General features: G+C 70.1%; 15 protein-coding genes. 14 read left to right on the top strand and 1 reads right to left on the bottom strand.

Features of this window, described 5'->3' with window-relative positions:
- Positions 1-100: 100 nt before the first annotated feature.
- The 14 genes from A6A29_RS10795 to A6A29_RS10730 are packed head-to-tail and all read left to right on the top strand — an operon-like array spanning position 101 to position 13,418.
- On the top strand, positions 101-1,087 hold the full coding sequence (locus A6A29_RS10795) for an ABC transporter ATP-binding protein (protein WP_073719808.1): 987 nt from the start codon (positions 101-103) through the stop codon (positions 1,085-1,087).
- Positions 1,084-1,935 carry an MlaE family ABC transporter permease gene (locus A6A29_RS10790; protein ID WP_073719807.1) on the top strand — a complete coding sequence of 284 codons (852 nt, stop codon included), beginning with the start codon at positions 1,084-1,086 and terminating at the stop codon, positions 1,933-1,935. Before A6A29_RS10795 ends, A6A29_RS10790 begins: the two co-directional genes overlap by 4 nt.
- A gap of 3 nt (positions 1,936-1,938) precedes the next feature.
- Positions 1,939-2,742 carry an MlaE family ABC transporter permease gene (locus A6A29_RS10785; protein WP_073719806.1) on the top strand — a complete coding sequence of 268 codons (804 nt, stop codon included), beginning with the start codon at positions 1,939-1,941 and terminating at the stop codon, positions 2,740-2,742.
- Positions 2,742-4,052, top strand: a complete 1,311-nt coding sequence (locus A6A29_RS10780; RefSeq protein ID WP_073719805.1) for an MCE family protein — start codon at positions 2,742-2,744, stop codon at positions 4,050-4,052. The genes A6A29_RS10785 and A6A29_RS10780 overlap by 1 nt, the downstream gene beginning before the upstream one ends.
- The gene (locus A6A29_RS10775) at positions 4,049-5,080 is read left to right on the top strand and encodes an MCE family protein (protein ID WP_073719804.1); all 1,032 of its coding nucleotides are present in this window, start codon (positions 4,049-4,051) and stop codon (positions 5,078-5,080) included. Before A6A29_RS10780 ends, A6A29_RS10775 begins: the two co-directional genes overlap by 4 nt.
- Positions 5,077-6,096, top strand: a complete 1,020-nt coding sequence (locus tag A6A29_RS10770; protein WP_073719803.1) for an MCE family protein — start codon at positions 5,077-5,079, stop codon at positions 6,094-6,096. The genes A6A29_RS10775 and A6A29_RS10770 overlap by 4 nt, the downstream gene beginning before the upstream one ends.
- A 1-nt stretch (position 6,097) precedes the next feature.
- On the top strand, positions 6,098-7,231 hold the full coding sequence (locus A6A29_RS10765; protein ID WP_073719802.1) for an MCE family protein: 1,134 nt from the start codon (positions 6,098-6,100) through the stop codon (positions 7,229-7,231).
- A complete protein-coding gene (locus A6A29_RS10760; protein ID WP_073719801.1) occupies positions 7,228-8,394 on the top strand; it encodes an MCE family protein in 1,167 nt (388 codons plus the stop codon). The genes A6A29_RS10765 and A6A29_RS10760 overlap by 4 nt, the downstream gene beginning before the upstream one ends.
- Positions 8,391-9,647, top strand: a complete 1,257-nt coding sequence (locus tag A6A29_RS10755) for an MCE family protein (RefSeq protein WP_073719800.1) — start codon at positions 8,391-8,393, stop codon at positions 9,645-9,647. The genes A6A29_RS10760 and A6A29_RS10755 overlap by 4 nt, the downstream gene beginning before the upstream one ends.
- Positions 9,644-10,165, top strand: a complete 522-nt coding sequence (locus tag A6A29_RS10750) for a hypothetical protein (protein WP_073719799.1) — start codon at positions 9,644-9,646, stop codon at positions 10,163-10,165. The genes A6A29_RS10755 and A6A29_RS10750 overlap by 4 nt, the downstream gene beginning before the upstream one ends.
- Positions 10,162-10,809: a hypothetical protein gene (locus A6A29_RS10745; RefSeq protein ID WP_073719798.1), complete on the top strand. Its 648-nt coding sequence runs from the start codon at positions 10,162-10,164 to the stop codon at positions 10,807-10,809. The genes A6A29_RS10750 and A6A29_RS10745 overlap by 4 nt, the downstream gene beginning before the upstream one ends.
- Before the next feature lie 59 nt (positions 10,810-10,868).
- Positions 10,869-11,399 carry a hypothetical protein gene (locus A6A29_RS10740; protein ID WP_073719797.1) on the top strand — a complete coding sequence of 177 codons (531 nt, stop codon included), beginning with the start codon at positions 10,869-10,871 and terminating at the stop codon, positions 11,397-11,399.
- A 38-nt stretch (positions 11,400-11,437) separates the two neighbouring features.
- Positions 11,438-12,175: a hypothetical protein gene (locus tag A6A29_RS10735; RefSeq protein ID WP_073719796.1), complete on the top strand. Its 738-nt coding sequence runs from the start codon at positions 11,438-11,440 to the stop codon at positions 12,173-12,175.
- A gap of 22 nt (positions 12,176-12,197) precedes the next feature.
- Positions 12,198-13,418 carry a lytic transglycosylase domain-containing protein gene (locus A6A29_RS10730; protein WP_073719795.1) on the top strand — a complete coding sequence of 407 codons (1,221 nt, stop codon included), beginning with the start codon at positions 12,198-12,200 and terminating at the stop codon, positions 13,416-13,418.
- Here A6A29_RS10730 and A6A29_RS10725 read toward each other — a convergent pair.
- Complete coding sequence (locus tag A6A29_RS10725) at positions 13,407-14,468, bottom strand: ATP-dependent DNA ligase (protein ID WP_073719794.1); 1,062 nt, start codon at positions 14,466-14,468, stop codon at positions 13,407-13,409. The genes A6A29_RS10730 and A6A29_RS10725 overlap by 12 nt on opposite strands.
- Between the last annotated feature and the right edge of the window lie 67 nt (positions 14,469-14,535).

Here is a 14,535-nt window from a genome sequence, read left to right as displayed (position 1 = left end):
CGTGCGCCTCCTGGTGCACGTGTGATGAGCCGCCATTGGATTTCTCAGAGCCGGAGCGCAGACAGATGACTACGTTCACGACCACTTCGAAGGAGGGCAGATGGGAATCGAAGTAGTCGTCGAGGGCCTCACGAAGTCCTTCGGCAAACAGAACATCTGGCAGGACGTCAGCCTCACCCTGCCCGCCGGTGAGGTGAGCGTGATGCTCGGCCCCTCCGGCACCGGAAAGACCGTCTTCCTGAAATCCATCATCGGACTGCTCAAGCCCGAGCAGGGGCGCGTCCTCATCAACGGCGTCGACATGGTGAACAGCCCCGAGCGCGAAATCATGGAGACCCGGAAGCTGTTCGGGCTCATGTTCCAGGACGGTGCGCTCTTCGGCTCGATGTCGCTCTTCGACAACATCGCCTTCCCGCTGCGTGAACACACCCGCAAGAAGGAATCCGAGATCCGCCGCATCGTCATGGAGCGGATCGATGTCGTCGGACTTCTCGGTGCCGAGGGGAAGCTGCCGGGCGAGATATCCGGCGGTATGCGCAAGCGCGCCGGACTCGCCCGCGCCCTCGTCCTGGACCCGCAGATCATCCTCTGCGACGAACCCGACTCCGGACTCGACCCGGTCCGCACCGCCTTCCTCTCCCAGCTCCTCATCGATCTCAACGCGCAGATCGACGCGACGATGCTCATCGTCACCCACAACCTCGACATCGCGGCGACCGTCCCCGACAACATGGGCATGCTGTTCTGCCGCAATCTCGTCACCTTCGGCCCGCGCGAGGTGCTGCTCACCAGCGACACCCCGGTCGTCTCCCAGTTCCTCGCCGGACGCCGGGAAGGCCCCATCGGGATGTCGGAGGAGAAGGACGCCGCCACCCTCGCCGCCGAGCAGCGGGACAGCAGCGCCGCGCCCGCGACCGGGCCGCGCACCGTCGTACCGCAGTTGGAACCCTCACCCGGCATGCCCGTACGCCAGGGGGCGCTGCGCCGCCGGGAGCGGGTCATGTCGATGATGGGCCAGCTGCCGGAGGCCGCCCGTACGGCCATCATGAACAGCTACTCGCCGGCCGCGGGCGGGGTGCGCCCGTGACGGCCCCCCTGCCGGTACGGCCCCCCGAGCCGCCCACGACCGGGGAGTCCGCGCCCGAACCGCCCGGGAACAAGCCCCCGACACGGCTGCTCGCCCCGCTGCGGGAGACCGGGAAGCTGTTCGCGCTCGGCCTCGCGGTGAGCCGGGCCATCTTCCGCAGGCCCTTCCAGGTACGGGAGTTCATCGAGCAGTTCTGGTTCGTCGCCAGCGTCACCATCCTGCCCGCCGCCCTCGTCTCCATCCCGTTCGGCGCGGTCATCGCCCTCCAGGTCGGCTCGCTCACCCAGCAGCTCGGCGCACAGTCCTTCACCGGCGGCGCCAGCGTGCTGGCCGTCATCCAGCAGGCCAGCCCGATCATCGTGGCGCTGCTGATCTCCGGAGCGGCCGGATCGGCCATCTGCGCGGATCTGGGCTCACGCAAGATCCGCGAGGAGCTCGACGCGATGGAGGTCATGGGCGTCTCGCCCATCCAGCGCCTCGTCGTCCCGCGCGTCCTGGCGACCATGTTCGTCGCCGTCCTGCTCAACGGGCTGATCTCCGTCGTCGGCACCCTCGGCGGCTACTTCTTCAACGTGATCATGCAGGACGGCACGCCGGGCGCCTATCTGGCCAGCTTCTCCGCCCTGGCCCAGCTGCCCGACCTGTACATCAGTGAGTTCAAGGCGCTGATCTTCGGCTTCATCGCGGGGATCGTGGCCGCCTACCGGGGCCTGAACCCCAGGGGCGGTCCCAAAGGGGTCGGTGACGCGGTCAACCAGTCCGTCGTCATCACCTTCATGCTCCTGTTCTTCGTGAACATGGTCCTCACGGCGATCTACCTCCAGATCGTCCCCGCGAAGGGGAGCTGACCGATGTCGATGCTCAGCTGGCTCGACAGATCGGGCGACCAGCTCACCTTCTACGTACGGGCACTGGTGTGGATCCCGCGCACCCTGCGCCGCTATCTGAAGGAGGTGCAGCGCCTCCTGGCCGAAGTGGCCTTCGGCAGCGGGGGCCTCGGTGTCATCGGCGGCACCATCGGCGTGATGATCGCGATGACCCTCTTCACCGGTACGGTCGTCGGCCTCCAGGGATACGCGGCGCTCAACCAGATCGGCACCTCCGCCTTCACCGGCTTCATCTCCGCCTACTTCAACACCCGCGAGATCGCGCCCCTCGTCGCCGGTCTCGCGCTCTCCGCCACCGTCGGCGCGGGCTTCACCGCCCAGCTCGGGGCGATGCGGATCAACGAGGAGGTCGACGCCCTGGAAGCGATGGGCGTGCGGTCGATGCCGTACCTCGTCACGACACGGATCATCGCCGGGGTCGTCGCGATCATCCCGCTGTACGCGATCGGGCTGCTCTCCTCGTACGTCGCCTCCCGCTACATCACGATCTTCTTCAACGGCCAGTCGGCGGGAACGTACGACCACTACTTCGCTCTCTTCCTCTCCCCGGACGATGTGATCCTGTCGGTGCTCAAGGTGCTGATCTTCAGCGTGCTGGTGATCCTCGCCCACTGCTACTACGGCTTCCACGCCAGTGGAGGTCCCGCCGGGGTGGGAGTGGCGGTCGGCCGGTCGGTGCGCAACGCCATCGTGCTGATCAGCGTCACCGACTTCTTCCTCTCGCTCGCCATCTGGGGCGCCACGACGACGGTGAAGGTGGCCGGCTGATGAATGCCCGCAGCAGCACCCAGACGGTCCGTCGCAGACTCGCCGGAGTCGCCTTCCTGCTGGTGCCCGTCGTCCTGGTGTGGGTGTCGGTCTCGGTGTACGAGAAGGACTTCACCGACAACGCCACCGTGACCGTACACACCGGGTCCGCCGGGAACGAGATGCACGACAACGCCGATGTGAAGCTGCGCGGAGTCGTCATCGGCCAGGTCCGCCACATCGCGTCCGAGGGCGACGGGGCCCGTCTCACCCTGGACATCGAACCCGGCAAGCTCGGACAGATCCCCGCCGACGTCACCGCGCAGATGCTGCCCACCACCCTCTTCGGCGAACGGTTCGTGGCCCTCGTGCCACCGCGTATCCCCTCCGACCGGACGCTGCGGGCCGGGGCGGTGATCCCGCAGGACCGGTCCAGCAACGCCATCGAGCTGGAACAGGTCCTCGACAACGTGCTGCCGCTGCTCACCGCGGTGAAGCCGGAGAAGCTCTCCGCCACGCTCAACGCCGTCGCCCAGGCGCTTGAGGGCCGGGGCGACAAGCTCGGCGACACACTGGTCACGCTGGACGCCCACCTGAAGAAGTTCAACCCCCAACTCCCCACGCTCAACGCCGACATCAAGGAACTCGTCAAGGTGAGCAAGGTGTACGGGGACGCCGCGCCCGATGTCCTGGACGCGCTGACCGACTTCACCACCACCAGCGGCACCATCGCCGACCAGCAGGCAGAGCTCGCCGACCTGTACGGGGCCACCACCGCCACCGCGCAGGACATCACCTCCTTCCTCCGGGCGAACAAGGACAACCTCATCAGGCTCTCCGCGTCCGGCAGGCCGACGCTCGAAGTCCTCGCGAAGTACTCGTCCTCCTTCCCCTGCACGCTGCGCACCGTGGCCGGATTCGTGCCCGCCATGGACAAGGCCCTGGGCAAGGGGACCGATCGGCCGGGCCTGCACGTGAGCGTCAAGTCCGTCCCGTCCAAGGGGAAGTACGTGGCGGGCAAGGACACCCCGGTCTACGACGCCGACGGCGGCCCGCACTGCTACTCGGTGCCCTACATCGGCAAGCACGTACCCACCGCAGATGCCCGAAAGGCGCAGGCCGTCACCCCCGACGGCGCCGCCGGCCGGGACGCGGCGGCAGGCCCCCCGGCCGAGGACACCGCCCTCGGTCTGCCCAACTCGCCGCAGGAGTCCCGGCTCGTGAACGAACTGGTCGCTCCCTCACTGAAAGTCCAGCCGCAGACCCTGCCCGACTGGAGCAGCGTGCTCATCGGTCCGGCCTTCCGCGGTGCGGAGGTGAAGCTCAAGTGAATCGCCGCTCCCTCGCGGGACCGCTCACGAAATCGATCGTCTTCATCCTGGTGACAGTGCTGGCCACCACCGTGCTGGGGCTCTCCATCGCCAATACGGGGGTCGGGGACACCACCACGTACAAGGCGAGGTTCACCGACGCCACCGGGCTGATCGAGGGGGACAGCGTCCGGATCGCCGGGGTCAAGGTCGGCCAGGTCGAGTCCATCGAGGTCGCCGACAAACGGCTCGCCGAGGTCTCCTTCGCCGTGCGCAAGGGCCGCAAGCTGCCCGCCTCGGTGACCGCCTCCATCAAGTACCTCAACATGGTCGGCCAGCGCTACATCGACCTCGACCAGGGCGCGGGCCAGGTCGGAGCGAGCTTCGCCGCCGGAGACACCATCCCGCTCGCCCGCACCACCCCGGCCCTCGACCTCACCCAGTTGTTCAACGGCTTCCAGCCGCTGTTCGAGGGACTGTCCCCGCCGGACGTCAACCAGCTCGCCGGGTCCATCGTCCAGGTGCTCCAGGGCGAGGGCGGAACCGTCGACAGCATCCTCCAGCACGTCGGTTCGCTGACGAGCACCGTCGCCGCGAAGGACAAGGTGATCGGCGAGGTGATCAAGAACCTCAATACCGTCCTGAAGACGGTCAACGACCGGGAGGCGGGCTTCAACGACCTCGTCGTCACCCTCCAGAAGCTCGTCACCGGCTTCTCCGGCGACCGCAAACCGCTCGGCGAGGCGGTGACGGCGATGGGCGCCCTCACCACGGTCACCGCCGGTCTCTTCGAGGACGGCCGCAAGCCGCTCAAGGACGACATCAGGCAACTGGGCCGCCTCAGCGACCGGTTGGGTGACAACACGCCGAAGATCGAGAACTTCCTGCAGAAGACGCCGGCCAAGATGGAGGCGATCAGCCGCCTCACGTCCTACGGATCCTGGCTCAACCTCTACCTCTGCGAAGCCAAGGTCAGCGGGGTCACGACCGACGACGGCAGCGCGCCGCCCACCGGCATCGCGATCACCCAACCGAGGTGCCTGGCATGAGAATCACACCCATCCGGGAACGCAACCCGGTCGCCGTCAGCATCGTCGGACTCCTCGTCCTGACCCTCATCGGTCTCGCCGCCTACCGCGCGGACTCGCTGCCCTTCATCGGCGGCGGCACCACCTACAGCGCCGACTTCACCGAGTCGGCCGGGCTCACCGACGGCGACGAGGTACGGATCGCCGGAGTGAAGGTCGGCGAGGTCACCGGGGTCTCCCTCGACGGCCCCAAGGTGAAGGTCGACTTCCGGGTGAAGGACGCCTGGATCGGCAACTCCTCCACCGTCGGTATCGCCATCAAGACGCTGCTGGGCGAGAAGTACCTCGCCGTCGACCCGCTGGGCAACGCCCCGCAGGACCCGCACGCGCGCATCACCGCGAGCCGCACCACCTCCCCGTACGACGTCACCCAGGCGTTCAACGGACTGGGCGAGACCATCGGGGAGATCGACACCGCCCAGCTCGCCAAGAGCTTCGAGACGATCTCCGCCACCTTCAAGGACTCACCCCCCGACGTACGCAGCGCCGCGGACGGCCTCTCCGCGCTGTCGAAGACGGTCTCCGAGCGCGACGCCCAGCTCGCCACCCTCCTCCAGGGCAGCAAGCAGCTCACCAGGACCCTCTCCAACAAGAAGAGCAGCTTCGAAACCCTGCTGGAGGACGGCAATCTGCTCCTCGGCGAGATCCAGGCGCGCCGCGACTCCATCCATCTGCTGCTCACCGGCACCAGGAACCTCGGCACCCAGCTCACCGGGCTCGTCGCGGACAACGAGAAGCAGCTGAAACCGACCCTGGACTCGCTCGGCCGGGTCACCGCCGTCCTGATCAAGAACCGCAAGAGCCTCGACAAGGTACTGGCCATGACCGGTTCGTACAGCCGCCTCATCGGCAACACCCTCGGCAGCGGGCGCTGGTTCGACAACTACGTCTGCGGGGTCGTCCCGAAGAACTACCTGCCCGCCGGCACACCCCCGGCGACCGGATGCATGCCACCCAAGCAGCAAGGCGGCCGCTGACATGAGACTCACGCGCATCGTCGGCATCGGCGCCGGACTCGCGGTCGTCGCCGTCGCGGCCACCAGCGGGGTGATGGCACTGGACGAAGAGGGGACGACCACCGTCACCGCCTACTTCGACCAGGCCACCGGCGTCTACGCCGGATCGGACCTGCGGATCCTCGGCGTACGGGTCGGCACGGTCGAATCCGTGAAGCCGCGGGGCAAGGAGGTCAGGGTCGTCCTCCGGCTCGACCGGGGCATCACGGTTCCGAAGGATGCCCACGCGGTCGTCGTCGCGCCCAGCCTCGTCGCCGACCGGTACATCCAGCTCGCGCCCGCCTACGACGGCGGGCCCCGGCTCGCCGACAACGCCGTACTGCCCGCCGCACGCAACGCCACACCCGTCGAGGTCGACCAGCTGTACGAGTCGATCACCGAGCTGTCCACCGCGCTCGGCCCCGAAGGGGCCAACGCCGACGGAGCGCTGGCCGGACTCCTGGACACCGGCGCCAAGAACCTCGACGGTAACGGCAAGGCCATCGGGGACTCCATCGAGCAGTTCGGCAAGGCCACCAAGACCCTGGACAGGAGCAGCGGCGACCTCTTCGACACGCTGTCCTACCTCCAGTCCTTCACCACCATGCTGAAGGACAACGACAGCGACGTCCGCACCGCCGAGCAGCAGCTCAACTCGGTCACCGGCTTCCTCGCCGAGGACAAGGAGAACCTCAGCGCCGCACTGCGGGAACTCGGCACCGCGCTCGGCCGGGTCAAGACCTTCATCGAGGACAACCGCGGCGCCCTGAAGGAGAACGTGGACGCACTGGTGCCCCTCACCCAGACCCTGGTCGACCAACGGGCCTCGCTCGCCGAGGCCATGGACACCCTGCCGCTCGCCGCGGGGAACGTCCTCAACGCCTACGACCCGGTGAACCGGACGCTCAACGGACGGACGAACCTCAACGAACTGTCCATGGGCGGCCCGCTCGTCGAACCGGAGACCGACGCGCGCAACCCCTCCCTCACCGGACTCGCCCCGGTCGACCCCACCCGCAGAAAGGCCCTGCCGGTACTGCCGCTGCCGGAGGTCGGCACCGTCTACGGCACCCCGGAGAAGGACCCGACACCGGACAGGAAGGGAGCGAAGCGATGAGCCGTGCCCCGCGCAGACCCGGGCCCCGGGTGCTCACCGGTGCCGCCGCGCTGCTCGCCGCCGGAGTCGGCATCGCCCTCGTGGTGACGAGCGTGGACGCGCCGGCCTTCACCGGCATCGAACAGGTGCCGCTGCCCGGCGGCGCCGACCTCGGGGACCACCCCTACGAGATCACCGCCGAATTCGGGGACGTGCTGAGCCTGGCCCCGCAGTCCTCGGTGAAGGTCAACGACGTCTCCGTCGGACGCGTCACCAGGATCTCCCTCACCCCGGGCGGCTGGACCGCGAAGGTCACCATGCGCGTCAACGGGAAGGTCGAACTTCCCCGGAACGCCTACGCCCACCTGGAACAGTCCAGCCTCCTCGGCGAGAAGTTCGTCCAGCTCTCACCCCCCGCGGGCGGCAGCGCCCGGGGCTCCCTCGCCGACGGCGACCGCATCCCGCTGGCCCGCACCAACCGGAACCCGGAGGTCGAGGAGGTGTTCGGCGCCCTGTCCCTGCTCCTCAACGGCGGCGGGGTCAACCAGCTGAAGACCATCACGACCGAACTGAACAAGGCGCTCGCCGGACAGGAACCCCAGGTCCGCTCGATGCTGAACCGGGTCGACACCCTCGTCACCAACCTCGACGGCCACAAGGAGGACATCACCCAGGCCCTCGACGGCGTCAACCGGCTCGCCGCCACGCTGGCCACCCGCAAGCAGGACGTCGGCACGGTCCTCACCGGGCTCAGCCCCGGCATGAAGGTCCTGGAGAAGCAGCGCGGCTCGCTCCTGACGATGCTGCGCTCGCTCGACACGCTCTCCACCGTGGCCGTCGACACGATCAACAAGAGCAAGGCCGACATGATCGCCGACCTCAAGGCACTCGCCCCGACCCTGAAGGCCCTCGCCGACTCCGGCAACGATCTGCCGGACTCCCTCCAGGTGCTGCTCACCTACCCGTTCACCGACGAGGTGCTGCGCGGAGTGAAGGGCGACTACCTCAACGTCTACCTCGATGTGACGGCCCGGCCCGGCACCCAGGTCATTCCGGCCCTCATCCCCGGCGACCCCGTACCCCCGCTGCCCACGGGCGGTACCGGCGGCGGAGCGCCCCTGAAGGACACGCTCCCGCTCCCGCTGCCCTCAGTCCCCGAGACCTCGCAGGGGAGCAACCGATGATCACCCTCGCCATCCGGCTCAAGAACATCGCCTTCCTCGTCATCGCGGTCCTCGTGCTCGGCTACCTCGGCGTGCGCTACGCCGACCTCGGCCACTACGTCGGGCTGCGCAGCTACTACACCGTCACGGTGCAGCTCCCGCAGACGGGCGGCCTGTACACCCACTCCAACGTCACCTACCGGGGCGTCTCCGTCGGCCGCGTCGGACCCATCGAGCTGACCGACGAAGGGGTCGAGGCCGAACTGCGCATCGAGAAGGACTCACCTCCCATCCCGGACAGCCTCCAGGCCGTCGTCGCCAACCTCTCGGCGGTCGGCGAGCAGTACGTGGACCTGCGACCCACCCGCGGGGACGGCCCCTTCCTCGGCAACGGTTCGGTGATCGACCAGGCCGACACCACCATCCCGGCACCGCCCACCGACGTCCTCACCAGCGTCAACGACCTCGCGGGCTCGGTCGACCTGGAGAACCTGCGCACGGTCGTCGACGAGTTCGGCACCGCGTTCAACGGGCGTGGCGACGACCTCCAGGTGCTCCTGGACACCAGCAGCGAGTTCATCGACGCGGCGGACAGGTCCCTGCCGGTCACCACCAGGCTGATGGCCGACGGCGAGACCGTGCTGCGGACCCAGGCCGAACAGGGCGAGGCACTGAAGGGCTTCGCCTCCGGGGCCAAGGAGCTGGCAGCCGAACTCAAGGGCTCCGACACCGACCTGCGCAAGCTCATCGCGGCCGCCCCGGACGCGGCCGGGCAGGTCAGCGGACTGCTGCGCGACCTCGACCCCAGCTTCGGAGTCGTCGTCGCCAACCTCCTCACGACGTCCGAGGTCGCCGTCACGCGCCAGCGCGGCCTGGAGGAACTGCTCGTGAAGCTCCCCGCCGTGGCGGCGGCGGGCGCGACCGCGGTGGACGAGGGCGGCGCCCGGTTCGGGATGTCGGTCACCTTCTTCGAACCGCTGCCCTGCACCGCCGGATACGGCGCGACGACCTACCGCAACGGCCTCGACACCTCGGCCGCACCCCCGCTCAACACCAAGGCCCGCTGCACCTCGTCACCCGGCACCGGCATCAACGTACGGGGCAGCGCGAACGCCCCGAAGGGCGGGCCCGTACCCGAGCCCGCCACCGCGGGAACGGTGTTCCGGGGCACCGACGCGGCGGACCGGCTGCCCGGAGCGCTGGGCCTCGACGCCCGCACCGCGCCCCCGGCCGACGGCATGTCCGGTCTGCTCGGCCTGGGAGGAGACGAATGACGCGCCGCGCCAGAACCCTGAGCGGCTGGGGAGTGCTGCTCGCCGCCGTGCTGGTCTGCGCCCTCGGCGGCTGGTCGTACGCCGGTGCACGCGGCGACGACACGCTCGCGTTCGCGAAGAGCCGGGACGCCGCACTGTCCGAAGGGCGCCGGCACATCGCCACGCTGAACAGCCTGGACGGCAAGAGCGCCGGGAGCGTGGACACCGGGCTGCGCGCCTGGCTCGACTCCTCGACCGGACCGCTGCACGACCAGCTCAAGCGGACCCGGAAGACGGACGCGAGGGAACTCACGGCGTCCGGAGCCACCGCACGCGGCAAGGTTACCGACGCCGCGCTCACCGCACTCGACGAGCGGACCCGGACGGCGCGACTGATCGCGACCGTCGACATCGAAGTCACCCCGCGCACCGGGAAGGCCGGTACCCAGCGCAAACGCTTCGAGGCCACCCTCGCGAGAGGGGCGGACGGCTGGAAGGTCGAGGCGCTCACGGCGATCGGGGTCGGAGGCGGCGGATGAGGCAGCGGGGAGGGACGGCGACGGTGAACGGCACGAGCACGGCGGGGCGGACCGAGGAACGCGACGAGGGAGCCGACGCGGAGCGGCCCGAGGACAGGACACGCACGCGGGCCGACGCTCCCGCGCCCGGGACGCCCCGCCGGGACCGCGGCCTGCTCCGGGTCCTCGGCGCGGTCCTCGTGTGCGCACTGCTCGTGGCGGGCGGCCTGCTCTTCGCCGAGGGACGGCAACTGCGGGACACCCCCGCCACGTCCAACCGTGCGCTCACCGACGCCGAGGCGACCACGCGGGTCGTGGGCGATGTCAGCAACGCGCTCGGCAAGGTGTTCTCGTACAGCCCGCAGGCCACCGCCGTCACCAAGGAGGCGGCGAAGGAGGTCCTGGCGGGGAAGGCGCTCCAGCAGTACGCGGCGCTGTTCGGCCAGGTCGAGAAGCAGTCCGGCGACCAGGAACTGACGCTCACCACCCATGTCGTACGCGCCGGGGTGACCCGGCTGACCGACAGCAGCGCCCACCTCCTCGTCCTTCTCGACCAGGTCTACGAGCGCCGGGGCAAGCCCGCCACGACAGCGGCCGCGCAGCTCTCGGTGACCGCCGAACTGCGGGACGGGCACTGGCGCATCGTCGAGATCACTTCCAGGTAGCGCACGCAGGCAACGCACAAGGCCCGGATCGGCTCAGCGGGCAGGGGAGAGGCAAAGCAATGGCACGGGTAGGCACGACGGGGAATCCACTGGTGAGGGTGGCGATCGCGCTGACGGTCGTGGCGGCCGGCGCGGCGGGCTGGGGCGGCTGGTCCCGGTACGACGCCGCGCACGACGACTCGGCGTCGTACGCGCAGGCCCGCGACGACGCGCTGGCCGCGGGGGAGCAGGCCGTGCAGAACATGAACACCCTCGACCACCAGAAGCTGGAACAGGGGCTGGACAGCTGGGAGAGCTCCACCACCGGCGATCTGCACAAGCAGCTCATCGACGGCCGGGACGGGTTCGTGAAGCAGATCCAGGCCGCGAAGACGGTCAGCACCGCGAAGGTCCTCTCCGGCGCGGTCACCGAACTCGACGACCGGGCCGGGCGGGCGGGGGTCATGGTGGCGCTGCGGGTCACCGTCACCGCACCGAAGGGCGAACCCGCGGTGAAGGAGAGCAGGATGCTCGGGCAGCTCACCCGGACCTCTCAGGGGTGGAAGCTCAGCGCCCTCGGCCAGGCGCCCGTCGGCAACACGGCCGACTGACGCCCGCCCCCCGCCCCGCCACCGAGAGGACCCCCGACATGTCGACGACCCGTCACCTCGTCAACCGCCGACGCCGCTTGGCCACCGCCACCGCCACCGCCGCCGCGGACCGCACTGCCGCGCCCGCACCGCCCAAGGAGTCCGGGGAGATCAACACCCCCGAACCCGAAGCGGAGTCGGACGGCAGGACGCCCACCCGGCACGAGGCCGAGAAGAAGACCGAAGCCGAACCGGAGCCCCGGCCCAAGAGGCGCCCGCCCCGCCTTAGGACCGTTCTGCCCGCCCTCCTCTGCGCCCTCACCGTGCTCCTCGGCGCCTTCGCGGCCTGGGCGTTCACCTCCGCCGGAAGCCTGCGCGACGACCCGTCCCGGCAGAACACCGCCCTCACCGACATCGGCCGCACCAGTGAGGTGAAGGGTCAGATCACCGAGGCCGTCGGTGCCGTCTTCTCGTACGACTACGCCTCGCCCGCCAAGTCCGACCGGGCCGCGAGCACGTATCTCGTCGGCAAGGCGGTGGGGCAGCACAAGGACATGCTCGCCGAGGTGCGGGCCCAGGCGCCGAAGCAGAAGCTCGTCCTCACCACGACCGTCACCGAGAGCGGCGTGGAGCTGCTCGACGGCGACCGGGCCCGGCTGCTGATCTTCGCCGACCAGAGCAACACCCGTACCGGCAAGGCCGAGGAGACCACCTACGCGGCGGCCATGTTCGCCGTGGACGCCGTTCGCCGCGGCGACACCTGGCGGATCGCCGCCATCGATACGTTCACCCGGTGACCCGGAGGAGAAGGGAGCACGCATGAGGTTCAACGGCACGATGCGCCGCGGACTCACCGGCACGGCCACGGCCTTCGCCGCGATGGCCGCGCTCACCGCGTCCCAGGCGCCGGGATTCGCCGGTCCCGCGCAGCACCCGAAGAAGGCCGCGGCGGCGGACGACGTGGTGTGGACCCAGGTGCCCAACGACGACTCGTACCACACCGATCTGCCCCCACTGAGGTCGCCCGAGCCGCCGAAGGCCGGCACGAGGCCGAACCCGGCCGTCGCCAAGTCCTGGGCGCAGTCCGGGATTCCGGCCACCGTGCTGGCCGCGTACCGGGCTTCCGAGAGCGCCCTGGGGCGGAGCGACCCGGGGTGCCGCCTTCCGTGGCAGCTGCTCGCGGCGATCGGCAAGGTCGAGTCGGGCCAGGCCCGCGGCGGCCGCGTCGACGCCCGCGGCACCACGCTCACCCCGATCCTGGGACCCGTGCTCAACGGGGCGGGCTTCGCCACGATCCGGGACACCGACAACGGCGCGTACGACGGCGACACCGCGTACGACCGGGCGGTCGGCCCGATGCAGTTCATCCCCTCCACCTGGGCGCACTGGGGGAAGGACGGCAACGCCGACGGCCGCAAGGACCCCAACAACATCTACGACGCCGCCCTCGCCGCCGGGCACTACCTCTGCGCCGGCCCCCGCGACCTGGCCGTCCGGGGCGACCTGGACCGGGCGATCCTCAGCTACAACCACTCCGACACCTACCTGCGCACCGTGCTGTCCTGGCTGGCGTTCTACCGCGAGGGCACCCATCCGGTGGCCGACGGCAAGGGTGTGATCCCCACGAGCCCCGGCGCGGGCGGCCAGGCCGAACCCAAGGCCCCGGTCGGCGGCCCCGGTACCCCCGGCAAGGGCGGCGGCATCGTCATCGGACCGCAGCCCACCCGCACACCGGGCCCGTCCCCCACGCCCCGCCCCACGGACTCCGCCTCACCCGGTCCGAGCCCCGACCCCACGGACACCGGTCCCACCGACCCCGGTCCGAGCCCCGACCCCACGGACACCGGCCCGACCGACCCCGGTCCGAGCCCCGACCCGACGGACACCGGCCCCACCGACCCCGGTCCCACCGGGCCGGCCTGCCCCACCGACTCCCCGAGCCCCGACCCGTCCGACACCACACCCACGCCCACGCCGGACCCCGGCGAGAGCGAGGACCCCTGCGCCACCCCGTCGGGCGAGCCGGGATCAGCCGCCTGACAGCACCTCGGCCAGGTCGTACCGCACCACTTCCTCCAGCTGCCCGTAGGTGCAGCCGGAGGGGGTGCGGTCCGGGCGCCACCGCCGGAACTGCGTGGTGTGCCGGAATCTGTCGCCCTCCATGTGGTCGTAGGCGACCTCGCAGACCCGCTCCGGGCGCAGCGGCACCCAGGACTGGTCCTTCTTGCCCGACCAGCGGTTCTGCGTCCCGGGCAGCCGGGAGCTCTCGTGCGCAGCGGCGTCCGCCCAGGCCGCCCACGGGTGCTCGGCGAACCCGGTGCGCAGCGGCTCCAGTTCCTCGGCCAGCTCCGCGCGCCGCTTCATCGGGAAGGCCGCGCACACCCCGACGTGCTGGAGGACGCCCCCGGTGTCGTACAGGCCCAGCAGCAGCGAGCCGACGACCGGGCCGCTCTTGTGCACGCGGTATCCCGCGACCACGCAGTCGGCGGTCCGCTCGTGCTTGATCTTGTACATCACCCGGGCGTCGGGCCGGTAGGGAAGGTCGAGCGGCTTGGCCACGACCCCGTCGAGCCCCGCGCCCTCGTACCGTTCGAACCACTGCCGGGCGAGCGCTTGATCCGTGGTCGCCGGGGCGAGATGGACCGGCGCCGAGGCATCGGCGAGCGCCGCCTCCAGCACGGCCCGCCGGTCCGACTGAGGGGTGGCGAGCAGCGCGTCGTCGTTCACCGCGAGGATGTCGAAGGCGATCAGACTGGCCGGGGTCCGCTCGGCCAGCAGCCGCACCCGTGAGTCCGCCGGATGGATCCGCTCACCGAGCCGGTCGAAGTCCAGGCGCCCCTCGTACGCGACGACGATCTCCCCGTCGATGACACAGCGCGGGGGGAGATTGTCCCGCACCGCCGTGACCAGCTCCGGGAAGTAGCGGGTCAGGGGTTTGCCGGTGCGGCTACCGATCACCACCTCGTCGCCGTCCCGGTGCACGATCGCCCGGAAGCCGTCCCACTTCGCCTCGTACTGCATGCCCGGCGGGATCGTGGACACGGATTTTGCGAGCATCGGCTTCACGGGCGGCATCACCGGCAGATCCATGGCCCGATTCTCACCCACCCGCCGCCGCACGTCTCCCGATATGCGGCATATGTGCGAGCGGCCTACG

Source organism: Streptomyces sp. TSRI0281 (assembly GCF_001905125.1).
GTDB lineage: Bacteria > Actinomycetota > Actinomycetes > Streptomycetales > Streptomycetaceae > Streptomyces.
Note: the sequence above shows the minus strand (reverse complement) of the source record. Positions and strands in the feature narration are given on the sequence as shown.